The 26,560-nt window shown below is 59.4% G+C and carries 10 protein-coding genes; 4 read left to right on the forward strand and 6 right to left on the reverse strand.

Annotated elements, in window-relative coordinates:
* Positions 1 to 3 precede the first annotated feature (3 nt).
* Complete coding sequence (gene thrS, locus TBK1r_RS09740) at positions 4 to 2,238, reverse strand: threonine--tRNA ligase (RefSeq protein ID WP_145209464.1); 2,235 nt, start codon at positions 2,236 to 2,238, stop codon at positions 4 to 6.
* A 457-nt stretch (positions 2,239 to 2,695) separates the two neighbouring features.
* Between thrS and TBK1r_RS09745 the strand changes: the two genes are divergently transcribed.
* From TBK1r_RS09745 to TBK1r_RS09760, 4 genes are all read left to right on the forward strand, one after another.
* Positions 2,696 to 5,503, forward strand: a complete 2,808-nt coding sequence (locus TBK1r_RS09745) for a serine/threonine protein kinase (RefSeq protein WP_145209467.1) — start codon at positions 2,696 to 2,698, stop codon at positions 5,501 to 5,503.
* Positions 5,504 to 5,621: 118 nt separating this feature from the next.
* Complete coding sequence (locus TBK1r_RS09750) at positions 5,622 to 8,690, forward strand: dockerin type I domain-containing protein (RefSeq protein ID WP_145209470.1); 3,069 nt, start codon at positions 5,622 to 5,624, stop codon at positions 8,688 to 8,690.
* A gap of 68 nt (positions 8,691 to 8,758) precedes the next feature.
* Positions 8,759 to 10,123 (forward strand): adenosylmethionine--8-amino-7-oxononanoate transaminase, encoded by a 1,365-nt coding sequence (locus tag TBK1r_RS09755; protein ID WP_473772498.1) that lies wholly within the window; start codon positions 8,759 to 8,761, stop codon positions 10,121 to 10,123.
* A 137-nt stretch (positions 10,124 to 10,260) separates the two neighbouring features.
* A complete protein-coding gene (locus TBK1r_RS09760) occupies positions 10,261 to 12,180 on the forward strand; it encodes a PQQ-dependent sugar dehydrogenase (protein WP_145209473.1) in 1,920 nt (639 codons plus the stop codon).
* A gap of 35 nt (positions 12,181 to 12,215) precedes the next feature.
* Here the strand turns inward: TBK1r_RS09760 and TBK1r_RS09765 are convergent, their stop codons facing one another.
* The 5 genes from TBK1r_RS09765 to rpoB all read right to left on the reverse strand — a co-directional run bounded on the left by TBK1r_RS09765 (position 12,216) and on the right by rpoB (position 26,095).
* On the reverse strand, positions 12,216 to 13,730 hold the full coding sequence (locus TBK1r_RS09765; RefSeq protein ID WP_145209476.1) for a DUF1501 domain-containing protein: 1,515 nt from the start codon (positions 13,728 to 13,730) through the stop codon (positions 12,216 to 12,218).
* Positions 13,731 to 13,743: 13 nt separating this feature from the next.
* A complete protein-coding gene (locus TBK1r_RS38455; protein WP_419581176.1) occupies positions 13,744 to 16,191 on the reverse strand; it encodes a PSD1 and planctomycete cytochrome C domain-containing protein in 2,448 nt (815 codons plus the stop codon).
* A gap of 357 nt (positions 16,192 to 16,548) precedes the next feature.
* The gene (locus tag TBK1r_RS09775) at positions 16,549 to 17,586 is read right to left on the reverse strand and encodes a lysylphosphatidylglycerol synthase transmembrane domain-containing protein (protein WP_145209479.1); all 1,038 of its coding nucleotides are present in this window, start codon (positions 17,584 to 17,586) and stop codon (positions 16,549 to 16,551) included.
* 166 nt (positions 17,587 to 17,752) lie between these two features.
* Positions 17,753 to 22,159, reverse strand: coding sequence for a DNA-directed RNA polymerase subunit beta' (gene rpoC, locus TBK1r_RS09780; protein WP_145209482.1), 4,407 nt, complete (start codon positions 22,157 to 22,159; stop codon positions 17,753 to 17,755).
* A 213-nt stretch (positions 22,160 to 22,372) separates the two neighbouring features.
* Entirely contained in the window at positions 22,373 to 26,095 is a 3,723-nt protein-coding gene (rpoB, locus tag TBK1r_RS09785; protein ID WP_145209485.1) for a DNA-directed RNA polymerase subunit beta, read from the reverse strand.
* Positions 26,096 to 26,560: the final 465 nt, after the last annotated feature.

Genomic DNA, 26,560 nt, shown 5'->3' on the forward strand with positions numbered 1-26,560 from the left:
ATCCTACGACGCCGTCACTGCCTGGCGAACGGTTCGGTTCTTGACTTCATCGACCAGCCTGGCGATCGCCTGGGCGGTCGGCATCGATCCCAAGTCACCGTCGATTCGATCGCGCAGCGCGACCTGCCCCGTCTCGGCCTCCTTCGGCCCGACGACGGCCATGTAGTTGACCAGGTCAAGCTGCGCGTTGCGGATCTTGGCTTGCACCTTGCCGCCGGTCGAGTCGACCGTGACCTTCAATCCCGCCTCGTCGAACTGCTTGGCGACTTGCACGGCGTAGTCGATCGATTTGTCGCTCAGCGGCAGGACGCGAATCTGTTCGGGCGAGAGCCACATCGGGAACGCACCGGCAAAATGCTCGATCAGCATGCCGGTGAACCGTTCCAAGGACCCGAACGGGGCGCGGTGGATCATCACCGGGCGATGGGCCGCATTGTCCTTGCCGTTGTATTCCAGCTTGAATCGCTCGGGCAGATTGTAGTCCAGCTGAACGGTCCCCAGTTGCCAGGAACGCCCGATGCAATCACGCACCATGAAGTCCGCCTTGGGACCGTAAAACGCCGCCTCGCCCGGCTCTTCGTTGAATTCCATTCCGCTGTGTTCCAGGACGCCGCGGAGCGAGTTTTCTGCGGTGTCCCATTGCTGTTCGCTGCCGACGTACTTGCTGCTGTCCGGATCACGCAAGGAGAGCTGGACGCGATAGTCGTCCAAGCCGACCGCCTTGAGCACAAACTTCGTCAGCTCAATCGTGGCCCGAAACTCCTGTTCGACCTGGTCCTCAGTGCAGAAGATGTGCGCGTCGTCTTGGGTCAATCCGCGGACCCGCAACATCCCGTTCAGCTCGCCGGTTTGCTCGTGTCGATAGACGGTCCCGAACTCGAACAGCCGCATGGGCAATTGTCGATAGGAACGTGACTGGGCTTTGAAGATTTGGCAGTGATGTGGGCAGTTCATCGGCTTGAGCAGGTACCGCTCGTTGACCAATTGCCATTGGTGCAGCACCTCGCGTTTCTGTTCGGCCGACATCGACGGTTTGTAATCGGGCAGCTCCACGCCCAACACTTCGGCGGCCGCCATCAGCTTGTCTTCGCCGTCAGCGTCGATGGTGCCCGCTTCCAGCCGGTTGGCCCAGGCATCCAGCATCGCGCCGACTTCGCTGCCGAACAATGGTGCGAATTGGCTGTCGCGGTAGTACGGAAAGTGGCCGCTGGTCTCATACAGTTCGACGCGTCCGATGTGCGGGCTGTAAACCGGATCGTAGCCACGGCTGAGCAACTCGCGGCGCAGGAAATCTTCCAAGGTCACGCGGACGCGGGCCCCCTTGGGCAACCACAGGCACAACCCCTGGCCGACTTCGGGGTTGATCGCGAACAGGCCGTGCTGCTTGCCCAGGACTCGGTGGTCACGTCGCTTGGCTTCTTCGATCTGTTCCAAATAGGCCTTCAGTTCTTTTTTGTCGAAGAACGCGGTCCCATAAAGCCGCTGCAGGGGTCGATTGGACGTGTCGCCTTTCCAGTGGGATCCGGCAACGCTCATCAACTTGATCGCTTTGATCTTGCCGGCGTCGGGGATGTGGGGACCACGGCAGAGGTCGACGAACTCGCCTTGACGATAAAAGCTGACCGTCGACTGGTCGGCCAAGCCGGTATCGATGTGCTCGACCTTCAGATCTTGATCCAGGTCATCACACAGCTTGCGGGCTTCGTCACGATCCAGGACGAAGCGTTCGAACGGCTCCTTCCGCTTGATGATCGCCTTCATTTCGGCTTCGATCTTTGGAAAGTCGTCCTCGCTGATCGGGACATCCAGATCAAAGTCGTAATAGAAACCGCCTTCGGTGGTCGGCCCAAACGCCAGCGAAACACCCTTGTAGAGCCGCATGACAGCCCGGGCCATCACGTGGGCCGCCGAATGCCGCAGCACATCGAGCGATTCACCATCGCGATTGGTCAACAATCGCAGCGACAGCGCCCCGTCGGCAGCCTTTTCTTGGGCAGCATCTCCGGACGCCAATTCACCCAGCGGCCGGTCCGCGTCGACGATCCTCCCGTCGACCTCCGCCGCCACCACGCTGCGCGCCAACCCTTCGCTGATCCCACTGGCGATCTCCATCGGTGTGGTGTGACCGGGATGCTGATGGGTCGTCCCGTCGGGCAAACGCACCAGCACGGGGGCCAAGGGGGCGGCATCGGAAACGGTCGATGCGGGGGAAACGGGGCCAGGAGTCGATTGGCTCATTGTGTTTCAGTCTGAGATTTCAGGAAATCGGCGGCCCCTCAAAACGAAAGAGGATGGCCTGTCATGTAGGCGCCGCAGGGGGACACCTTCGGCGTATGAACCACGGAAGCATACCTGGGACGACAAACGAGGAAAATGGCGGATCGCCACCAGCGAAAAAGCTGTCCGACACCTTTTTTAGAGAATAGGCAGCTTGGGCAGACCGGCCTGTCGGCTGGTCCAACCCACCGCGCCGCAGGGGGTCGCCTCTGATGGAACCGTGGTTGCTGTGTCACGCAACAGGCCAGGCTTACCATCCGACGTGTCGGCCGCTTTCCGGCGTGAATTCAATCCGCGCAAGCAAACGTGATATACTTGGAGTCCCGCGTCGGGTGCTGTCGCCAGCAATCAAGCCGCCCCAGCCCTCTAGACGCTTCTTATCTGATTCCGTTCACCCCCTTGGTCGTATTTTCTAGCGATGACGTCGTCCGGCATCCAACACGAGTTTCTGGATCCGCCGAAGGATTCGGAGGACCATCTCGGCACGCTCGGTCACTATCGGGTACTGCGTGAACTCGGAAAGGGCGGCATGGGATTCGTGTTCTTGGCCGAAGACATTCGGCTGAAGCGGCAGGTTGCGTTGAAGGTGATGAATCAGAAAATCGCCAGCACGCCGGGCAGCCGGAAACGTTTCATCAGCGAAGCCCGGGCCATGGCGGCTGTCCACCACGACAACGTGGCCACGATTTTTGAAGTCGGCGAACACAAGGGCACGCCGTACATGGCGATGGAGCTGCTTCAAGGGGCGACGTTGGAGCACTTCGGAGAACGATACGGCGAACCCGATTACCACCAGATCATCGCGTATGCCCGCGACATCGCCCGCGGACTCGACGCAGCCCACAAGCAGGGCATCGTCCACCGTGACATCAAACCGGCCAACATCTGGCTGGACACCAAGACCAACCGAATCAAGATCCTGGACTTCGGCTTGGCCCTTGCCTCCACCCCCGTCGATCAGCTTTCCGGCCGCGGTGCGGTCGTCGGAACCCCGGGCTACCTGTCACCCGAACAAGCGCGCAGCGAACCGCTAGACGATCGAAGTGATTTGTATTCCACCGGGGTCGTGCTGTACGAAATGGCCACCGGTGCTTTGCCGCTGAAAACGAAATCGGTCGCCGAGCAACTGATCGCCATCCTGGCCCACGCCCCCAAACCGCTGACCGAACGGAACGACAAGATCCCCCAGCCGCTGGCGGACCTGATCCATCGGTTGATGGCCAAAGAGCCGCGCGATCGCTACCCCAGCGCCGCAGCCTTGGAAAAAGCGCTCGACGAAGTGGAAATCGAATGCGAAAAGAAATCCGAGGTGGCTCAGGCGATCAACAAGCTTCAACTGGGGCTGGAACAGGCGGTCAACAAAAAGAGTCAGGGCGGCCTCGACGCGGTCGAACTGGGCATGTCGGAGGAAGCGCCGCCGAATCCCTTTGAGACGCTTCCCGATGTGCTTCCCGCCGCAACTCCCCTGGCCGCCGGCGTGTCATCCTCCGGTGCCCACCCGGCCATCACGGTCCCCCAGGGTCCGCTGGCTGCCGGCGCCCCAGGATCGGGTACGTTTGCCGCGGCAACGCCAAAGTCGAAATCCGACGGTGGTGCGGAGACGGCGACCTCCAATTCGAAAATCATTTGGATCACCATCGGCGTCGTTGCGGCGCTGTTGTTGGTGCTGATCCCCATGATCGTCTACATCAGTGATTCCAGCGCGATCGCGCGTCAGCAACAACAAGAAGCGGCCTACATCGCCGCCGCCCCGACGACAAATCCCGACTCATCCCCTTCGGCGAACCAATCGCCCCGACAACCGCCCAAACAACAATCTCAAAAGTCGCCGCAATCCCAACCACCGCAAAACCCATCGGGCAGCCCGGCACCGGATGCACCTCCACCGCCGACCAAAGTCAGCGCGAAAACAGTGGGCGCCGTCGGCGGTAAAGGATTCAAATGGCTGTTGGGCAACAAGCAGAACAACGGGTCCTTCGAACAAGGCGATCCCAACTCGGGAAAACTGGAACTGCCGGGCTGGACGGCAACGCTTTCGGGCAAACAAGGGGGATGGAATCGAAACCCAAACGCCCGTAATGAAGACGCCAGAACCTACGCCTTCGCTGGTTCCAAAAGCGAGTTGGTTCTGACCAGTGATGCACTGCAGCACAACACCAAGGACGGGGACGCCTTTCGAATCAGTTTGAACGCGGGTGGCGATGGCCCGGGGAAGACCGATTACCAAGTCGTGTTGGGATTCAAAGGCAACTCGGGTCCGCCGACCCGCTACCAACTGACGGCATTCTCCAGCGACGATCGGTGGGCCGGTGGAAAACAAAAAAAGGTGATCCTCGAATACGCCGTGGACTCAGCCGTCGCCGGCAAACGCCCGTTCGTCGAACTGACGATTTCCAACAAGGACTCCGCGCGAAAACGCGGCATGTTGGACCGCGTCGTGTTGACGGTGCGGCCGTCCGAAAACCTGGCGGCAGCCACCAAGAGTTCCCCCGCAAACGGCGAGCCTGCGATGGCAACGCCGAGCGAGCCACCCAAGCCCGACCCCGCGACCGTCTCATCGACTGCCCCCAAACCGACGCCACCGGCACCCGAACCCAAAACACCACCGCCGCCGAAATCCACACGAACAGTAAGGCTGAAAACGTCCGACCCGGGTGGGGCGGACGCCACGGTCAAACGTGGCGGCGGATTCAACGATCCACTCGGCGAGAAAGCATTGCTGTCGATCGAAACCCGACGCAACATCCAGATCGAACACACCTACATGAGATTCCCAATCCTGTCGCTGCGTGGGAACCAGGGCGGGGGCCAACCGGTCAACCGCAACCGTGGCAGGGGCAAAGAACCCGAGCCGCTTCCCGTCGTGACTGCGGAATTACAGCTCAGCCTGACCTCGGCCGAACGCGAAGCGGACACGACCGTTCGGGTCTACGGTTTCAGCAATGAAATCAGCGACGTGTGGCCGGAAATGAAGATCGTCTGGAACAATTCGTTTTCATCTCAAGACCTGGAAAACATCCCCTTACTGGCCGAAAAAACGATCCGCCCGGAGGACAAGTCGCTGTCGATTTCCAGCGACTTGCTGGCCAAATTCGTTGCCGAGGCCAATCATCGCTCCGTCACCCTGATCGTGACCGGATCCTCGGGTAACGAACAGCTGACTTTCGGGTCCAAAGAAAGCGATTCATTGGATCCCCCGACTTTGATTTTGGGGCTGAGCGAGTGACAAAGGGCGGCTGATCTGGCCGCGCTTAATTAGAGTATTCCGGCGGAACCATTTGCCGCTTCTTCTCATCTGACCACTCGTAGCCCCCCTCCAAAGTCCGTTTTCGTCGGATTCCGCCATGAAATCGCGATGCTCCTTCGTCGAACCCCTCGAAAGCCGCCGGTTGCTTGCCGGCGATGTCTGCCTGGCCAGCGACCCGATCGAGCAAATCAGCGGCGACGTTTCCCCGCTGGCCGGCGAAATGGTTCAGGTTTTCCGAAACGCCCCCCCTGGAGGTATCGGATTCGCCCCATCGTCCCCGCCGCAGTTCCTGCCCGCCCCGCTCTTCCCCGCCGCCGTGATCGATGCCCCGTTGATTCTTCCGGCCGGCGGTGCGGATTTGCTGGAGGAAGACGGCGGGTTGGTGGCCGCCGTTCGCACCAATTTTTTCACCGCTGTCGCGAACGAACTGCCGCCGGCGACGCTGCACCTGTTTGATCGCCGGGACGACGGCAGCCTGGAAGAATCCGCTTCGATCGAGTTGCCGCTGGCGCCCCGCGAGGTGTTGCTGACCGACCAGTTGGTGATCGTCGTGGGCTCATCCACCCGCGGCATCCCGGCCGGCACCGGTGACGCGGAAACGGTCGTGTTGACGGTGGCCCGAAACGACGTGACGGATCGGAACACCATCCGGCTGGACGGTCTGTTGGCAACCGTCGCGCGGCGTGACGACCGCTTGTTCGTCTCCACCTTTCAACCACCCCAATTCACTCCACAATTTGACTCGCCGCCATCGTTCACACACACCGTGACGGTGTTTGACGCCAGCGGCAGTTCACTGTCTCGGATCGCCAGGGGCGAATTGCCCAATGCGGTGATGGACGAGATGGTCGTGGGCGATGACATCCTGGTCGTCGAACAACAGACCAGCCGCAGCGAAACCGATGCCGAACGCTCCTCGCCGGGCGACGCAACGTGGATTGCTCCGACCGATCTGACCCACCATTTGGTCCGTTACCGAATCGTGGGCGATGACATTGAAAGAATCGCCTCATTGGAGTTGTCGGCTGATTTTAATCTGCGAACCGAAGTCTCCGCCGACGGATTAACCGCAGTCGTGTTTGGACAACACAACCTTGTCTTTCCCGCGGTCGTCGATGGTCCCCAAGCCGGGTACAGCGTCGCACTGATCGACCTGTCGGATGACCAGCCAAAACTTTTTCAATCCATCGACATTGCGACCCGCGACCGACAAACGATTGCAGACATCGGCCAGCGGGCGGTCGTCATCGCCGACGGACGAAACGCGCTGATCGTCGTCGACACAGATCAGTCGATTGACATCGATGCCGAAAACCGAGTCACGCGCATCGAATTGCCCGGGATCCCCGATCAAACGTATCCCGGAATCACCAGCGTCACAGAACTCTCGTCGGAGACGTTTGCGATTGTTCGCCGCTCCTACACCACAAGTACGGATCCCGCCGAGAGGTTGTCGCGACGCGAGGTCGAACTGCTGACGCTGTCCCTGGACGACCACTCGGTCGTCGCGCAGAGCGTGCCGGATCATTCTGCGTTGGCGATTTTCAATCGCTCGTCACCGCGTCCCACCGTGATCGGACTAGGGCCGATCTTGGCGACGCTCGAAGGACGACAACTTGTTGTCGGCCGCATCGATGGCTCCGGACAATTCGATCAACAAGCGACGATCGATCTGGACTACGTCGTCGAGATCGACGCCGACGAAAACCGTTTATTGCTGCGTCAGATCGATCAGTTGACCGAATATCGCTGGGACAGCCTCGACGAAGCGATCGTCACCCCGCTCGGCGATCCGCTGCCCGCCCCGACGGCGGTCGACGATGTCTTCCGACGCAATTCCGACGCGCGCGATCGCTACTTGAACGTGTTGGAAAACGACCAGATTCTCGGCTATCTGGGAAACGCGCAGATTGTGGAATTGATCGACGCCCCTGCCGGAGTGGTGATCGCGACCGGCGGCAACGTACTGCGACTGACCGAAGACGCATTGGGCAGCGAGGGGACGTTCGAATTCCGCTACGTTCTTCAACAAGGTTCCCAGCGGGCATCGGCGAAGGTCACGTTGACACTGTTCCGCTATGACGACGATGACGTCGAGCAAGCCGTCCAACGCGTCATCGCCCGAGCCGCCGAGGACTTGGATGTCAACGCTTCGGACCTGCAAATCGGTGCCGTGCGTCGATTCACCAGTCAGCCCATGCCCAGCGATCCCGCCGCGGGAATCGAAAATCCGCTCGGCGGGCAATTCGGGATTCTCGTCGACGTGCGCGTCGGCGACCAGCTTTATCGCTATGCAGCGAATTTCCAAGACGACGTCGTCCGGCTCAGCAGTCAACCACTCCGGCGCGTCATGGAACTGAGCATGCGTGCGGTGGACGTCGACGGCAACACCGTCGAATCGATTCAATCGGGCGATGAATTCTACATCGAAGTCACCGCACGGGACCTGCGAGAATTCGGCTTCGGTGTGTTCGCCGTCGCCTTCGACCTGCCCCTGCCGGTGAGCCAATTGGAATTGACCGGCGCGATGATTCTGCTTGGCAAGTTCGATGAGATTGGCGAACCGATCACGGCGGGGGGCATCGATGAATTCAGCGCCTTGGAAGCGTTGATCGAGCACCCCGGCAATGACGCTCAGGGTGTGGTTCGATTCGGCGTTCGCGCGATCGCCGGTGGTCAAGTCACCCTGCAACTCGACCCGGCCGAATCACTTGGCGCGGAACTGCTGTTGCGCGGACGCAACGACGAAGTCTCGCCGCTTGAAGTGGACTTCGGCTCGTTGACGTTGAACATCGGTGGGATCGAACCGACCGACACCGACGCCAGCGGCGCGGTGACGCCGTCGGACGCCCTACGGGTGATCAATTTCCTAGGTGTCTACGGCAGTGTGCTGGTCGACGACCTTGCGACACTTACAACGCGCGTCGAAGGTGAAGACGGTGAGCAGCGATTGCGTTCGATGCGACGTCTGGACACCAATGCCGACGGACTGATCTCCGCCCGAGACGCCTTGCACGTGATCAACGACCTGGCACGACTATTCATCCGCAAGGACGCTACCGACGGTGGGGGATCCAACGCCGTAGCGGAATCGGTCGACGCCGCCATCGCCAGCGACTTCTTGTCCGACGACGATGACGATGATACGCTCGACACCGTGAGATAGGCATCCAGCCTGTCAACGATCCCATCGCGTCCTCCTGGATTTCACACCGTCGCCACCACGTGGGTGTCGTGTCATCCTCGCCAATTTTTTCTGCAGGTCCCGACATCGCCCCCTCGCCGTCGACCAAGACCGATTCTGTCCCCGACATTTCCAACGCTCCCGATTGGCAACAGCAGGGTTACGAACATCTTTGGATGCCGTATTGCCAAATGAAGACGGCACCGTTGCCGCTGGCGGTCGAGCGTACCGAGGGTGTTTACTTGCACTTGAGTGATGGGCGACGATTGATCGACGGCCTGGCGTCTTGGTGGTCGGCCTGTCACGGATACAACCATCCGCATGTGGTCGATGCGATGCATCGACAACTCGACAGAATGCCGCATGTGATGTTTGGCGGGATCAACCACGAACCGGCGCTGACGCTTGCCCAGCGTCTGGCCGCTCTACTGCCCGGTGACCTCAACCGCGTGTTCTTCTGTGATTCCGGATCCGTTGCGGTCGAAGTGGCCATGAAGATCGCGATCCAGTTCCATCGCAATCGCGGCCAGCGGGGCCGCACCCGATTCTTGTCGTTCGCCAATGCCTACCACGGCGACACCACCGGCGCGATGTCGCTGTGCGATCCCGAGCGCAGCATGCACGCGCGATTTGAAGGCGCACTGTTGCAACAACTGAACGTCGACATCCCTCGCGATGACGACTCGATGCAACGGTTCCAATCGCTGCTGAAGCAAAACCGAGATTGCTTGGCGGGCGTGTTCATCGAACCGCTGGTGCAAGGCGCCGGCGGGATGCGTTTTCACTCACCCGATGTGCTGCGCTGCATCACCCAGTGCTGCCGTGACAACGACGTCCTGTTGATCGCCGATGAATTGGCTACCGGGTTTGGACGCACCGGAACCCTGTTCGCGATCGAACAGGCCGACATCGTTCCGGATGTGATCTGTCTGGGGAAAGCGCTTTCGGCCGGTATGATCGGGATGGCGGCGACGGTGGCAACCGAGCGGGTGTTCGATGCGTTTTGGTCAGACGATGCGTCTAAGGCGTTGATGCACGGACCGACTTTCATGGCCAACCCCCTGGCCTGTGCCGCCGCGGGGGCTTCGCTGGATTTATTTGAGCGGGAGCCGAGGCTGGAGCAGGCGCGAACGATCGAAGCGGGACTGCGCGAATTATTGGCGCCATGTCGCCAGATCGACCGGGTCGTCGACGTCCGGGTCAAGGGCGCGATCGGAGTCGTCCAGGTCGATTCGCTCGATCACGTCGATCGGCTACGAGACCTGTTTGTCCGCCAAGGCGTCTTGATTCGCCCTTTCGGAGACTGCATCTACACGACACCGCCGCTGGTGATTTCCGCGGGCGAACTCGAAAAAATCGGCGACGCGATCGTTTCGGCGACCCGGCAATGGGCTCGCTGGCCGCGAGAGAGTTGACAAATTCACAGACTCGGTTGTTGTTGGCGGTGTTCTTTCGGGAAATAATGGTCGCCACGAATCCAATCGGCCCAACCACCGCTGGCGGTCGCCTTCCTCCCCTCCCCTGCCCTTTTATCCCTGATCGGTATCTTTGCATGTTCCTTCTGAAATTTGTCGGCAAATGCGCCGTCGCCTTTGCCGTGACCTGCATGGTCGGCGTCCCCCATTCCGCGTTTGCGCAGTCCGATGCGAATCAGCTGAGCGAGGCCGAAAAACGTAGCGGCTGGAAATTGCTGTTCGATGGAAAGTCCGCCGACGCCTGGCGCAACTACCAAAAAGACACGCTCGGCGAGGGCTGGAAAGTCGTCGATGAAACCCTGGTCCGCGCCGACCAAGGTGCCGGCGACATCATTACCAAAGAGAAGTACGACGCGTTTGAATTGTTGATCGATTACAAGATCAGCCACGAAGGCAACAGCGGGCTGATGTTTCATGTCACCGAAGACAACCCCAGACCGTGGCACAGCGGACCGGAAATCCAGATCCAAGACAACGTCGACGGACACGACCCACAGAAGGCGGGTTGGCTGTATCAGCTGTATAAGCCGACGCCGCCGCGTTGGGCCGCCGACCAGACGCCCGTCGACGCCTCGCGACCGGCCGGCCAGTGGAATCAAATCTACTTGAGAATCGCCCCCCAAGGCTGTGAAGTCTGCCTCAACGGCGTGCGATACTACACCTTCAAAATCGGAAACAACGATTGGAATCGACGCGTCTCGGAAAGCAAGTTCGCCAAGTTCCCGGAGTTCGGCAAAGCCGGCGAGGGACACATCTGTTTGCAAGACCATGGCGATCATGTCGCGTTTCGCAACATCAAGGTGCGTCGCATCAATCCCGACGGCAGCGTTCCACAGCCGATCGACGGGAAGCTCGAATTAAAGAGCGAACTCGCGTTCCCCAATCTGAAACTCGATCAATGGGAAGCGGTCGATGACGACGGCAAGATTCGCCCGCTGCGGATCCTGGAACTGACCTACCCGCGTGACGACAGCAACCGCGTGTTCATCGCGTCGCAGTATGGTGAGATCTGGACGTTCAAGAATGATCCCGAAACCGTCAAGTCGCATCTGGTGCTCGACATGCGCAGCGAAGTCGCCGACTGGAAGAACAGTGGCGGCAACGAACAGGGACTGCTCGGTTTGGCCATGCACCCCGATTTCAAGAACAACCAAAAATTCTACGTTTATTACTCCGATGCCGATAACGATCGATCCGTCGTCAGCGAGTTCACGATGTCCAAGGACAATCCGAACAAGGCCGATGCCGCGACCGAACGGATCGTGATGGTGATCCCCCAGCCGTACAAGAATCACAACGGCGGCAGCATCGAGTTCGGTCCCGACGGTTTCCTGTACATCGGGCTCGGCGACGGTGGCGATCGGAACGACCCCAAAGCAGCCGGTCAGAACCTGTCCATGCTGCTCGGTTCCATCCTGCGAATCGACGTCGACAATCGTTCCGGCGACAAGGGCTACGGCATTCCCAGCGACAACCCGTTCGTCAACACACCCAACGCCCAGCCGGAGATCTACGCCTTCGGCATTCGCAATCCGTGGCGTCTGGCCTTCGACCGTCAAACAGGCGACCTGTGGATGGGCGACGTGGGACAAGAACTTTGGGAAGAAGTCAACGTCGTCACCAAAGGCGGCAACTATGGCTGGAGCAACCGGGAAGGCACCAACAGCTTTGGCAACCGTCCCCCGGTCGCCGGCGTCAGTGACCCGATCGACCCGGTCTGGCAATACGATCACCGTATCGGCCGTTCGATCACCGGCGGTCGTGTGTATCGCAACGCACGTCTTCCCGAACTGGCCGGCAAGTACCTCTACGCCGACTACGTCACCGGCGTGGTCTGGGCGTTGTCCTTTGACCCCGAAACCAAGCGTGCGACCGCCAACGAGCAAGTGATTCCCGAAGGCGTCCAGGTACTGGGCTTCGGCGAAGATCAAAACGGTGAGATCTATTTCTTCACCGAAAGCCCCCGCGGCGAGTGCGTTTACCGCTTTGCCGAGTAGGCTCGCCGAGTCAGCTTGCTAACCGCCGAAGGGAATCACGCGATCAAGTCGTGCATGACGTGACCATCCACGTCCGTCAGCCGAAAATCGCGTCCCTGGTAACGGTAGGTCAGCTTGCGATGGTCGATGCCTAGCAGGTGCAAGATCGTCGCGTTGAGGTCATGGATGTGCATCGTCCCGGGAGTCCAATGCTCCTTTTCGGGACGCGGGATCATCGGGCTGCCGTCGGCGTTGACGATGTTGTAGCCGTAGTCATCGGTGCGGCCATATGTGATCCCCGCCTTGACTCCTCCGCCGGCCATCCAAACGGTGAAGCAACGGGGATGATGGTCACGCCCATAGTTCTCTCGCGTCAGGTTGCCCTGGCAGTACACGGTACGTCCGAATTCACCGCCCCAGATCACTAACGTATCGTCCAGCATGCCGCGTTGTCGCAGATCGTGCACCAGTGCGGCACACCCCTGGTCGATGTCCTTGCATTGGGATTCATGTTCGGTCGGCAACCGATTGTGGGCGTCCCAACCGCGATGAAAGATCTGGATATTGCGGACGCCCCGTTCGGCCAAACGACGTGCGTTGAGACAACACGCCGCGAACGTTCCCGGCGTCCGAGCCTCCTCGCCGTAGAGCTTGAAGGTCGACTCGGACTCACTGGAGAAATCTATCAGCTCGGGGACCGAGGTCTGCATTCGGTACGCCATCTCGTGTTGCTTGATGCGTGCCAAAATCTCGGGGTTGCCGAAATGTCGGTGCTGTTCTTGGTTGATCGCGGCCAACGCATCGAGCTGGTCACGTCGGTCGTTCGACGTCACCCCGGGTGGATTGCTCAGATACAACACCGGATCGCCGCCGCTGCGCAGCAACATGCCTTGATGATCGGCCGGTAAGAAACCCGGTCCCCACAGGCGATTGAACAAACTTTGTTCGGCGTGTTTTGAATGCGCGTGCATCACCACGTAATGCGGCAGATCTTCATTCATGCTGCCCAGGCCGTAACTCAACCAGGCACCCAAACTGGGACGTCCCGCGATCTGGCTGCCCGTTTGAATGTACGTGACCGCCGGATCATGATTGATCGCCTCGGTAAACGTGCTGTGCACGACACACAATTCGCGTGCGACCTTGGCCGTGTGCGGCAACAGTTCGCTGATCCAGACCCCGTCCTGGTTGTTGTCGTGCTTGGTGAATTTGTACTTGCTGGGGCAGAGCGGCAATCCACTTTTTTGATTGGCGGTCATCCCCGTGATGCGTTGGCCGTCACGGACTTCGGCGGGCAATTGTTCGCCAAACATGTCGGCCAGTTTGGGTTTGTAATCCCAAAGGTCATGTTGGCTCGGTCCGCCGCTCATGAACAGATAGATCACCCGTTTCGCTTTGGGCAGATGATGAAGCCCGCCGCCGAGCGTCGACGTGCTGGTACCCGCAGCCGACAACTCGTCACCGAGCAGCCCCGCCATCGAAGCGGTTCCCAATCCGAGTGCCGTGCGGCCGAAAAGCTGCCGCCGCGTCGTCGCCAGTTGCTGCCGGTGCAGCGTTTCAAGAAAGTTCATCGGTCAATCTCGTTTAGTACAAAATGATCGCCAGGTCGCTGGCCAACAGGGTCAACGCGACTTGGGTCCAAGCGGCGTGTTCGGCGGGGTCCAACGATTCGTCTCTGGCGATATCGCCGATGGAGAGCAAGGCTTGGGCGTCATCCACGTTGCCGCGATACCGCAGAAGCATTTTCTGCAACAATTCTTCGAACGCTTCCGCTTCGGTCTGCGACGGCCCGCGACTGGCGAGCAGACGGAACAGCAGATCCATCCGCGACGACGCGTCGCTCCGCTGCAGCATCAATCGCTGGCCCAACATACGAGCCATTTCGATCCGCTGGGTCTCATTGAGCAGCGCCAACGACTGCAATGCCGTGCTGGTTCGTGAGCGACGGACGCAACTCGTTTCTCGATCCGGGGCATCAAATAAGGTCATCATCGGATGCGGGCTGGTGCGTTTCCAATACACGTACAAGCTGCGGCGATAAAGTCGTTGCCCGTGATCGCGTTCGTATTTCTTGGTGTTGCTGGCCGGATGGGCCAACGCCTGCCACATCCCGGCCGGCTGGTACGGCTTGACGCCTTCGCCACCCATCAGCGGGTCGAGTAAGTTGCCGGACCAAAGACCGATGTCGCGGATCACTTCGGCATCCAATCGGTAGCTCGGCCCGCGTGACCAGAGTCGGTTTTCCGGATCATCAACGTCCTCCCGCCAAGCCGAACTTTGACGAAAGGTTCGGCTGGTCACCATCATCCGCAACATGTGCTTGAGATCCCAACCACTCTCCTGCAGTTCCACGGCAAGCCAGTCCAGCAGATCGGGATGCGTCGGGTAGGCGCCCTGCAAACCAAAGTCTTCGGGGGTTCGCACCAATCCGTGTCCAAAGGTGTGTTGCCAAACACGATTGATCAACACCCGCGAGACGGTCGGATGATTCGGCGAAGTCAACCAGTGCGCCAGCCCCAACCGATTGCGTGGGGCGCCCTCTGGAAAGTCCCCCATGGCCGTCAGGACGCCGGGCTCAACCGGATCGCCGATGGGGCGGTTGTACTCGCCACGGCTGAGGACGTGGGTCGGACGAGGTGTCGGCAAGTCTTTGGCGACGAGCGTGGTTGTAAAACCTTGCTCCAATGATTCGAGTTCCAAACGCAGCAACATCGCCTCGGTGTGCACACTCAACGACGAAAACGGGCTGTCGGGGTCGGCCAACGATTCCAGTTTTTCTCGATCGGTCGCATCGGTCCATGCGTTCCGGTCCGCCGCCGCATGGGCGAGTTCGTCCGTCGCGGCGTGAATCAATTGCTCCAGCCGGTCATTGAGCAGTCGCCATCGCGCCCATTGACTTTGGTCGCTCGGCGCTTTGGTTGTCGGCCCGTAGTCATATTTATTTCGATCCAGCGCCGGCTCGGACGTGCTATTAAAAAACGCCATCAAACGGTAATACTCCGTCTGCGGCACCGGGTCATACTTGTGCGTGTGGCAACGGGCACAGGTGAGCGTCATGCCCAACAACACCGCCCCCAGATTCTCGGTTCGGTCAAAGTTGTTCTTCGCTTGGTACTCCGCTTCGATCGCACCGCCCTCGCCGCTGGTCGGATTCATTCGGACATAACCGGTCGCGACCAGTTGTTCCATGCCGGGATCGGGCAGCAAATCGCCCGCCAATTGCCACGTGATGAAATCGTCCAGCGGCAAATTGGCATTGAGCGACGAGACGACCCAGTCGCGATAGGGATAGACGCCGCGACGGTTGTCCAAATGCAAACCGTGGGTGTCGCCGTAGCGCACCGCGTCGAGCCAATGCCGCGCCTGGTGTTCTCCGAAGCCGGATTTGTTCAGCAATCGATCGACATAACGCTCATACGCGTCCGCTCGGCGATCCCTCAAGAATTCCGCCAGCTCCTCCGGTTCGGGCGGCAACCCGCAGAGCGTCAATGAGGCCCGCCGGGCGAGTGTTTCCGCCGCGGCTTCGGGGGCAAAGTCGATCGAGCGGCCGCGTTGTTTCGCCGCCACAAACCAATCGATGGGATTGATCTCCGCTTGGGGATCGCCGTCATCGGGCAACGCAGGCAGACGTTTTTTGGGCGGGATGAAGGCCCAGTGCTGGGAATACTCACCGCCTTGCGCGACCCACTGGGCGAGCAATCGTTTTTCGGCATCGGTCAGCTGCTTTTCCGCCTCCGCCGGCGGCATCGGATCGTCTTCGGACAGGATCCGCAGCACCAGTTCGCTCGACGCCGGATCATTCGGATCGATCGCCCGGTACCCGCCGAGATCGCTGGTTGCGGCCTCGTACGAATCCAAACGCAACGCAACGTCTTCGTCGGTATCGGGTCCGTGACAGACGAAACACTTGTCCGATAGAACCGGCAAGATCTCGCGGGAAAAATCAATCGCGGCCGGAGCCGGGTCGGCGGCAGGGGCGTCGACCAGGATCAATAACGTCACTGCAACGATAACAATGCTTGAAGTTTTCATCCCTAAATTGTAGACACAAACCGATGGTGGATGCAGCGTTTCCGGTGGTGCGACAAGGCACTACCGGCTACTGGCGTTACCCCCAACACCGCCTAGCGGGAGTAGGTCAGGCTGTGCCTTACGGCCGACGGGCATGCTCAGCATGCCCTACGATGACTTCCAATTGCAAATTTGCATTTTTCAATTTTCAATTTGCAATCTTCCGTCCGTCCAGGTTCCTCACGCCCCATCCTGTCTCGGCTGAAGCGAGGCCGAGCGGTGACGAAATCAAAGAGGAAGCGAAGTCGCGTATACCGAACAGAGTGTCAACACCAACGTTATAGCCGCCCAGCGCAAGCCCTCCGGTCTATCATGGGCCTATTCCAAGTGCTCGCCGCTTTCCTCGGCGTGCTCGGCTTCTTCCAAACTCTCTTTCACCTCGGCGCCCGCGGTCCAGTAGAACACCGTGCCGATGATCGCGATGATCACTTTGACCATTTCAAAGACCAGCGCGATCAACGTCCCCGATGCGTCGGTCGGCTCGGAGGGAATTAATTTGTAGAGCCACTCGATCGCGGCCTCGAACACCCCGATCCCGGCGGGCGTCAGGGGCAGCGCCGAGGCCAACATCCCGATCGGCACGATGATGAAGTGATCGCCCAGCGAGGGAACCGACGGATAGAGCCCGCGTGCGATCAAGTACATGCTGAGTGTCAGCATGCCGTGCACGCCAATACTCATCAGAATCGAAATCCCAAACGCGACCGGGTGATCATGAAACATTCGCAGCGGTGGACCGATTCGGTGAATCACCACGCCGACCAACGGCAGCGTCTCACCCCAGCGGACCAAGCGATCGACGATTCGCCCGCCAAACACCAATCCCGCCAACACGGCCGTGCCGACACCGACCAGGATCGCCGTCCCCAGTTTCAGTTGATGCATCTCCTCACCGCCGAGTGCGGACACATCACCAGCGGGCTGAAAAAAGAACGCGATCGAAGCCAGCAAGAGCAGCCCATACAGCCCGACTCCACGATCGACCAACACCGACGCGACGGCTTGAACGCGACGGCCAGGCCGACGCTTGGCCAAGAAAATCGCTTTGAACAGGTCGCCGCCGACGCTACCGGCGGAAACAAAATTCAGCAGAAAACAGATCGCGCCCAAACGGAACGCTTCCAAAATCGTCAGCTCGATCCCCTGGCAGCGTACGAGCAAACACCAGCGGACGAACGAAAGACTGATCGCGGCAACGGCCACCAGCAACGCGCCCACCAGCAGCGGATAGTTCTTGTCGTGCTGCGAGAGCGTTTCCCACTGCTGCGGTTCGACTCGGTACAGCAGGAAAACGATGATCCCCAGCGGGATCGCAATTTTGAAGAACGTTGCAAAGAGTTGACGCTTGGATTTCATGGGCGGCAGAATAGTCGGCCGCCTGAAAAAGGGTCAATGCTGGGACGGATCAGACGGAAAATAGCTGGGGAAGAGTTCCAGCCTGTCGGTTCCGATTCCAGACAGGCCGAAAGCCTCTCCCACATCGGAACACGACAGGTTTGATTGATCCCGTTCGGGGCGGTCTCTACTCGCCCAGAACCGTTTCCCCGTCACCGTCGGAAACCGGCGGTTGACCGCTCGCGTCCGAATCGGTCGCAGGCGTCGGATCGTTCATCAATTGTTGCATCGCCGCTTCGGCGTCGCTTGACGCTTGATCGACCGGAGCGCCAGGCCCGAGGACCTCGTCACCCGCTTCCAACAGCGGGAACTGCTCTTCCAGGCTTTGCACGGGTGCTTCGGCCAAGGCTTCGAGTGCTTCGCGTCGGTAGTTGACTTCCGATTCTTGGAACAAGCGGAAACCGGTACCGGCGGGAATCAGGTGTCCCAGGATGACGTTTTCCTTCAGTCCGACCAGTTTGTCGACCTTGCCCGCCAACGCGGCCTCGGTCAACACCTTGGTGGTTTCCTGGAACGACGCCGCCGAGATGAACGAGTTCGACTGGACGGCCGCCTTGGTGATCCCCAGCAACTGCGTACTGGCGGTCGCCTTCTTGGGCCGCTTGCCTTTCATCGGGGTGCCGCCCTCGGCTTCGATCTTGGCGTTGGTTTCTTCGAACAAATCCTTCGGAATGATCGTGCCCTCGGTGTAATCACTGTCGCCGGCGTTGGCGATCTTGATGCACTTGGACAGCTCTTGATTGGCGTGACGGAACTGGAATCGGTCGATCACCAATCCGGGCAACAGGCTGGTGTCACCGGGCGATTCGACCTTCACCTTCCGCAACATGCGAGCGATGATGATCTCGCAGTGCTTGTCGTTGATCTCGACCTTCTGCGATTGGTAGACCTGTTGGATTTCGTGCAACAGGTACTGCTGAACTGCTTCTTCACCGGAAACCCGCAGGATGTCGTGCGGCACCAGCGGTCCATCGACGATCGACTGGCCGGCTTTGACCATGTCGCCGGTGTGCACCAGGAAGTGCTTGCCGGTCGGGATCAAGTGTTCGCGTTCGATGCCCGATTCGCTGCGAACGACCACGGTCGTCTTGCCACGTTTCTTTTCGGGCATGATTTCCACTTCACCGTCGACCTCGGCGATGATCGCCGGATCTTTCGGCTTACGAGCCTCGAAGATCTCGGTGACCCGCGGCAGACCGCCGGTGATGTCAGAAACACCACCGCTGTCACGCGGCATTTCGGCGAGCACGTTACCGGGCACGATGTCCTGGCCGTCGACGACGGAGATGGTCGCTTTTTCCGGCAGGAATTGAACGTTCAACGCCTTGCCGGTGTTGTCTTCGACGACGATTTGGGGGTGCAAGTCACCCTTGTGATCGACGACGACCATTCGCATCTTACCGCTGGCTTCTTTCTCCGTTCGAACCGTTTCGCCTTCGACGATGTCTTCAAAACGGACTTTACCGGAGACTTCCGACAGGATCGGTACCGAGTACGGGTTCCACTCGCAAAGCGTTTCGCCGGGTTTGACCTTCTGGCCGTCTTCGACCATCAGCATCGACCCGGTCGGGATCGGATAGCTTTCGAACTCACGCCCGCGATCATCGACCAGTGCGATTTCACCGTTACGCGTCAGAACGACCTTGCGACCTTCGGCGTTTTCGACCGCACGGATCCGCGTCAACCGAACCTCACCGGCCTTCTTGCTCTTGATGTCGGATTCCTGCATCGCCTTGCTGACCGAACCACCGATGTGGAAGGTCCGCATCGTCAGTTGGGTGCCGGGCTCGCCGATCGATTGTGCGGCGATGATGCCCACCGCCATGCCCTCTTCGACCATGGCACCGGTCGACATGTCCATTCCGTAACAGCGGCGGCAAACACCCAGGGGTGCGTCGCAGGTCATCGGCGAACGGACTTGCAGTTTTTCCAAGCCCATCTGCTCGATCTTGCGAGCGATTTCGGGCGTGATCATTTCGCTTTCGCCAACGACGACTTCGTCCGTCACCGGGTTGACGATCGACTTGCGGCTGACGCGTCCGTTGATCGAATCGGACAACCGGACTTCGACTTTTTCACCGCGATAAACGACGCCCTTGGTGATCCCTTGGGTGGTGCCGCAATCGTCCATGGTGATGACGACGTTCTGCGCGACGTCAGCCAGTTTCCGGGTCAGGTAACCGCTGTCGGCGGTCTTCAGTGCCGTGTCGGCCAGACCCTTTCGGGCACCGTGCGTGGAACTGAAGTATTCCAATACCGACAGGCCTTCACGGAAGTTTGCCTTAATCGGCGTCTCGATGATCTCCCCGGTCGGCTTGGCCATCAGACCACGCATCCCGGCCAACTGACGAATTTGGGCGATACCACCACGAGCACCGGAGTGACTCATCAAGAAGACGGGGTTGATGTACCAACCGCCCTTCCGCACGTCGGACTCCATCGCGGCCATCATGTCGGTCGTGATCAATTCCCGCGCCTTGGTCCATTCGTCGAGCACCATGTTGTAGCGTTCGTCGTCAGCCATTTGACCGCGGTCGTACGCCTTCTTCAGACGCATGACTTCTTTTTCCGCTTCCTTGATGAAGCCGACTTTGGATTCCGGCGTGACCAAGTCATCGGTTGCAAACGACAGACCGCTGCGGGTCGATTCACGGAAACCCATCTGCATCATGTCATCGAGCAGGTGGATCGTCGGGCGACGACCGAGTCGTTGATAACAGTCGCTGATCGCGCTGGCCAAGTCGCCGCTGCGCATCGCGCGGTTGTAGAAATCCATGCCGTCGGGCAGCATTTCGTTAAACCGAACGCGTCCCGGCGTGGTCTCGATGATCGCGCCGTATTTGGCGTCGCCGTTTTCCGTTTTCAGACGTTGGTGCTTGGGCAGACGCATCTTGATCTTGGCGTGCAAGTCAACGATGCCCTGGGCGTACGCGAATTCAACTTCGTCGTACCCGGCGAACGTCATGCCTTCGCCCTTGCGATCGGGCAATTCGCACGTCATGTAGTAGCAACCCATCACGATGTCCTGCGAAGGACTCATGATCGGTTTCCCGTTGGACGGTGCGAACACGTTGTTCGTACTCATCATCAACGTGTGGGCTTCGACCTGAGCTTCGATCGAAAGCGGCAGGTGGACGGCCATCTGGTCACCGTCGAAGTCGGCGTTGAAACCCTTACAAACCAACGGGTGCAAGTTGATCGCGTTGCCTTCGACCAACGTGGGCTCGAACGCCTGGATGCCCATCCGGTGCAGCGTCGGGGCTCGGTTGAGCAGGACCGGGTGGTTGGTGATGACCTGTTCCAGGATATCCCAGACCTCTTCGTCCTTTCGCTCCAACATCTTCTTGGCCGACTTGATCGTGTCGGCGTGACCGAGCTCTTTCAAGCGGCGGATGATGAAGGGCTGGTACAGTTCCAACGCGATCTTTTTGGGCAGACCACATTGGTGCAATTTCAGTCGCGGGCCGACCACGATCACACTCCGTGCCGAATAATCGACTCGCTTGCCGAGCAGGTTTTCGCGGAAACGACCTTGTTTCCCCTTGATCATGTCCGTCAACGATTTCAGCGGCCGGTTGGACGAACCCAGCACCGGACGCTTGCAACGGTTGTTGTCAAACAACGCGTCGACGGATTGTTGCAGCATTCGCTTTTCGTTGCGAATGATCACCTCGGGCGCATTCAAATCGACCAACTTTCGCAGCCGGTTGTTGCGGTTGATGATCCGCCGATACAGATCATTCAAATCGCTGGTCGCAAAGTTACCGCTGTCCAGCAGCACCAACGGCCGCAGGTCCGGAGGAATGACCGGGATCACGTCCAGCACCATCCACTCGGGACGGTTGTCGCTGTCGCGGATCGATTCGACGATCTTCAAGCGGTTCGTCAGGTCCTTTTTCTTTTGCTTGCTGCCGGTTTCGTCCAGCTCGATCCGCAATTGTTCGGACAGTTGAACCAGGTCCAACTGGTTGAGCAGCTTGCGAACCGCTTCGGCACCCATGTCGGCTTCGAAGGTTCCCGGTCCGTACTGTTGGCGAGCGGCGCGGAATTCCTCTTCGGTCAGCAATTGCTGATGTTCCAGATCGGTTTGGCCCGGATCGACGACCACGTAGTCCTGGAAATAGATCACTTTCTCGAGCGAGCTGGTCTTCATGTTGAGCAGGTTGCCCAACCGCGACGGCATCGCTTTGAAGAACCAGATGTGCACGACCGGGGCGGCCAGATCGATGTGGCCCATCCGCTTGCGGCGAACGCGACTGTGCGTGACTTTGACGCCACAGCGGTCGCAGATCATGCCCTTGTACTTCATGCCCCGGTACTTGCCGCAGGCGCATTCCCAGTCCTTTTCGGGGCCGAAGATCCGCTCGCAGAACAGCCCGTCTTTTTCGGGGCGATAGGTCCGGTAGTTGATCGTTTCCGGTTTTTTGACTTCACCAAACGACCAGCTCTTGATGTCCTGCGGTCGGGCCAAAGAGATTCGGACCGACGCGTAATCGTTGATGCGATCGTAGTTGCTGGTTTCGCCAATCGACATGATATGAAAGCCTTTAGCAGTTAGCGGTTAGCAGTTAGCTATTGATTTGTATTGAAGGTGGCCGCAACCGGAGGGTGCGGTTGCGGCGATTGAGTAGGCGGGCGGCGGCAGGATGGGCCGCCGAGCCGTCGCCGCAGACCGGTCGCAATCGACCCGTCCGCCGTGACGGCCGAGCTGACTGCGCGGTGGACGCAGCCAGCTGTTCGCAGAGCTCTAAATCGGTCTCTTTTCAAGTTGCATGTTCAGCGCCAATCCACGGATCTCGTTGGTCAAGACGTCGAAGCTGGCCGGCGTACCGGCTTCCAGCGTGTTCTCGCCCTTGACCATCGATTCGTAAATCTTGGTGCGGCCTTCCACATCGTCGCTCTTGACGGTCAACAGTTCCTGCAGGATGTACGCGGCACCGTAAGCTTCCAAAGCCCAGACTTCCATCTCGCCGAAGCGTTGGCCGCCGAAGCGCGCCTTTCCGCCGAGCGGTTGTTGCGTGATCAACGAATAAGGACCGGTGCTTCGTGCGTGAACCTTGTCGTCGACCAGGTGGTGCAGTTTCAGCATGTAGATGTAGCCGACCGTCGTCTCCTGCTCCATCGCTTCGCCGGTGCGTCCATCGATCAAGCGGACTTTCCCGTGACGCGGCAATCCCGCTTCATCCAGGGCCTCGTTGATGTCTTCTTCGCTGGCACCGTTGAAGACCGGCGTGATGGACTGGAAGCCCAACTTCGCCCCGGCCCATCCCAAGTGCGTTTCGAGAATCTGGCCGACGTTCATCCGACTGGGAACGCCCAGCGGGTTGAGCAGGATCTGCAGCGGCGTTCCGTCCGGCAAGAACGGCATGTCGGCGACCGGCAAGATCTTGGCGATCACACCCTTGTTTCCGTGCCGACCGGCCATCTTGTCACCGACGCTGATCACACGCTTGGTGGCGATGTAGACCTTGGCCATCTGCAGCACGCCACTGCGGAGTTCGTCGCCGCGCTTCATGCTGTTGAGCTTTCGGTCGCGAAGATCGATCGCCACTTCGACGTTGGACCATTGGGTGTCATAAACCTTCTGAACCGCTTCCTGTTTGTCGTCGCCCTTGACCTGATCCATGATGTGATCGAGTCGGAACGCGATCGCGCGTTCGGCGACGAACTTTGGATCCTGACCGTCGGCCAGTGGCGTCCCGGTGGAATCCTTCAGCTTCACGCCGGCGGCTTCTTCCAGGTCGCGGACCAGCGATTCAAAGGTGCTGGCGATTTCCGCGTTACCGGCCGCCTCGACTTCCTTCAATTCACGCTCGAACTCCTTCCGCTCGTCTTCAGACAGACTCATGCGTCGGGAGAACTTGTGGGTGTCGATGACGATACCTTCGATCCCCGAAGGGACTTCCAACGAGTCGTTCTTGACGTCTTCACCGGCGCGACCAAAGATCGCGTGCAGCAACTTCTCTTCCGGCGTCAGTTCGGTCTTGCTTTTCGGGCTGACCTTGCCGACCAGGATGTCGCCCGGTTTGACGTACGTTCCGACTTGGACGATCCCGTTTTCGTCAAGGTTGCGAAGCGCTTTTTCGCTGACGTTGGGGATGTCCCGCGTGAACTCTTCGCGGCCGAGTTTGGTTTCGCGAATTTCGACGTCGAAGTCTTCGATGTGAATCGACGTGTAGGTGTCGTTCCGCACCAGTTCTTCGCTGATGATGATCGCGTCTTCGTAGTTGAACCCGTCGAAAGACATGAAGCCGACCAGGACGTTTCGCCCCAGCGCCAGTTCTCCGTCACGGGTCGCGGCACCGTCGGCAATGATCTGACCTTGGGTGACGTCATCGCCCAGCCGCACCAACGGCTTTTGGTTTTGACAGGTGCGTTCGTTGAGCCCCTGGTACTTCTTCAGCTCGTAGTGATCGCTGCCGATTTCGATCCGGCTGGAATCGACATAGGTGACTTTGCCGGCGCGGCGGGCACGCACCACCATCGCACTGTTGCGTGCGACTTGGCGTTCCATCCCGGTGCCGACGATCGGTGGCTCGGCGACCAGCAACGGAACGGCTTGTCGCTGCATGTTCGAACCCATCAACGCGCGGTTGGCATCGTCGTGCTCGAGGAACGGAATCAGACCGGCCGAAACGCCCACCATTTGGCTCGGCGCGACGTCCATGTAGTTGACCTGATTGGGCTGGACGATCTTGAAGTCACTCCGGACCCGGGCGATCAAGTTCGGTCCGGGGACCAACGCTTTATCCTTGACCTCGGTGTCGGCCGGAGCCACATAGGCTTCGTTTTCTTCGTCGGCACGCAACCACACCACTTCGTCGGTCACCACGCCTTCTTTGACGCAGCGATACGGGGTGATCAAGAATCCGTAGTCATCGACGCCGGCGTAGATCGCCAACGAGCTGATCAGACCGATGTTGGTGCCTTCAGGGGTCTCAATCGGGCAGATCCGTCCGTAGTGCGAAATGTGCACGTCGCGGACTTCGAAACCGGCTCGTTTACGGTTCAAACCGCCCGGGCCGAGTGCCGACAGACGTCGTTCGTGCGTCAACTGGCTGAGCGGGTTGGTCTGGTCAACGACCTGAGACAGCTCGCCGCGGCCGAAGAAATAGTCGATCGCCGCGGAGACGCTCTTGGGGTTGATCAGGGATCGCGGCGTCATGTCTTGGGCATCTTTGACGCTCATCCGTTCCTGCACCGTGCGGCGCAGTTTCAAGAATCCTTTGCGGAGTTCTTCGCAGGCGAGTTCGTCGATCGTTCGCAGTCGGCGGTTGCCCAGGTGATCGATGTCGTCGATTTCCGCATCGCTGTCCGGGTCGAACAGTTCGATCAGGTAGCGAATCGATTCGATGATGTCGTCCGGTCGCAGCGTCATCACCGACTCGCTGACGCCCAAACCGAGCTTTCGATTCAAGCGGAACCGGCCGACTTTGCCGAGACGGTAGCGGTTGTCGTCGTAGAATTTCTCTTCGAACAGGACACGCGCCTTTTCCAGTTGAGGCGGGTTGCCGGGACGAAGCCGTTGGTAGATTCGCAGCAACGCTTCTTCGTGGCTGGCGGTGTTGTCTTCCATCAGCGTGTTGAAGATCACCGGGACCTTGGGGGCGTCCATGCACTGGATGCTGGTCACACCGGCGACGCAAATCGCTTCGGCGATCTCTTTGGTGATCCGGTGGGCGGCTTCGATGATGATTTCACCGGCCCGCTCGGTACCGCTGGGGAAGACGACATCGTCGACCGCGATCTTGCCTTCGATCTTCGCGGCACTCTTGACGCTGGAAAGCTTCTCGGTGCGGGTCGGGTAAAACGCTTGCAGGATGTCGGCGTCGGTCGAGTACTTCGGATCCATCGCGCGCAACAACGTGGTCGCCGCGAACTTTCCGCTCTGGTCGATGCGGACGGTCAACGCGTCTTTCTTCGTCACGTTGAACTCCACCCAACTGCCGCGTTCGGGGATCACCCGGCACGAAGGCAATTTGCGGTCGGTCGTCGTGTCCGTATCCCAGACAAAATCGACACCGGGCGAGCGGTGAAGCTGGCTGACGACGACGCGCTCGGCACCGTTGATGATGAACTCACCGCCACCCATCATGATCGGCATGTCACCCAAGTACACCTCTTCCTCATGGGGCTCTTCGCGATTCAGCCGCAGCCAAATCCGAAGCGGCATCCCGTAAGTCAGACGCAACTGCCGGCATTCCTGGCTGGTGTAGCGAGGTTTGCCCAGCTCGTAACGCAAGTACTCAAGCGTGATGTTCCCGTCGTAGCTGGCGATCGGGAAAATTTCTCGCAGGACGCTTTCAAGCCCTTTGTCTTCGCGAGCAAGTGAGTTGACGTCTTCTTGCAAGAATTCCTTGTAGGAAGCCGTCTGCAAGGCGGTCAGATCGGGCAGCTCAAAGCCGCCCAGATCGGTTCCAAAGTGACGTACGGTTGTGGGGATCAGACGACGCTGGGACGTAACTGCCATCGGTAAAGAAAGCTCCTGCTGGACTTGAGATCCATGATCTCGGACGGCTATCGAATGGGTTTCGACCGAACTGCTACAAGCACTGCTGCTGCGACAACACAAAGACCCCGAAAGGTTCGATTTTCCGATTGACGTGGCGAATCGGATTGGCGGACATTGGGTCGCTGGAAAGAATTGGGCCGGAAACGTTGAAGCCAGGACCCAGAGTCGCTATATCCACAAACAGCGATCGCCAAGACCGGTCCCCGCCGCGACGCGGCAGAAACAGGAATCATCAATTCGGTTGCGGGAAACGCGTTCGCCAAAACAATCTGACCAATAGTGGTCCGCGGTTTTGATACAATCACAGAACGCACGGGCGGGCATCCCTGACGATCAATGCGGATAAAATTGGGCCATCGACACGGATATAGACGGCTGGAACCTAGGCTCGATGTGGGAGAATATCACAACGGCCACTTTTAC

Source organism: Stieleria magnilauensis, assembly GCA_007753675.1.
Classification (GTDB): domain Bacteria; phylum Planctomycetota; class Planctomycetia; order Pirellulales; family Pirellulaceae; genus Stieleria; species Stieleria magnilauensis.

Bases quoted from the DNA above. Each gene is read 5' to 3' on its own strand.
- thrS (WP_145209464.1), bottom strand. From the start codon at position 2,238: ATGAGCCAATCGACTCCTGGCCCCGTTTCCCCCGCATCGACCGTTTCC.
- TBK1r_RS09745 (WP_145209467.1), top strand. From the start codon at position 2,696: ATGACGTCGTCCGGCATCCAACACGAGTTTCTGGATCCGCCGAAGGAT.
- TBK1r_RS09750 (WP_145209470.1), top strand. From the start codon at position 5,622: ATGAAATCGCGATGCTCCTTCGTCGAACCCCTCGAAAGCCGCCGGTTG.
- TBK1r_RS09760 (WP_145209473.1), top strand. From the start codon at position 10,261: ATGTTCCTTCTGAAATTTGTCGGCAAATGCGCCGTCGCCTTTGCCGTG.
- TBK1r_RS09765 (WP_145209476.1), bottom strand. From the start codon at position 13,730: ATGAACTTTCTTGAAACGCTGCACCGGCAGCAACTGGCGACGACGCGG.
- TBK1r_RS38455 (WP_419581176.1), bottom strand. From the start codon at position 16,191: ATGAAAACTTCAAGCATTGTTATCGTTGCAGTGACGTTATTGATCCTG.
- TBK1r_RS09775 (WP_145209479.1), bottom strand. From the start codon at position 17,586: ATGAAATCCAAGCGTCAACTCTTTGCAACGTTCTTCAAAATTGCGATC.
- rpoC (WP_145209482.1), bottom strand. From the start codon at position 22,159: ATGTCGATTGGCGAAACCAGCAACTACGATCGCATCAACGATTACGCG.
- rpoB (WP_145209485.1), bottom strand. From the start codon at position 26,095: ATGGCAGTTACGTCCCAGCGTCGTCTGATCCCCACAACCGTACGTCAC.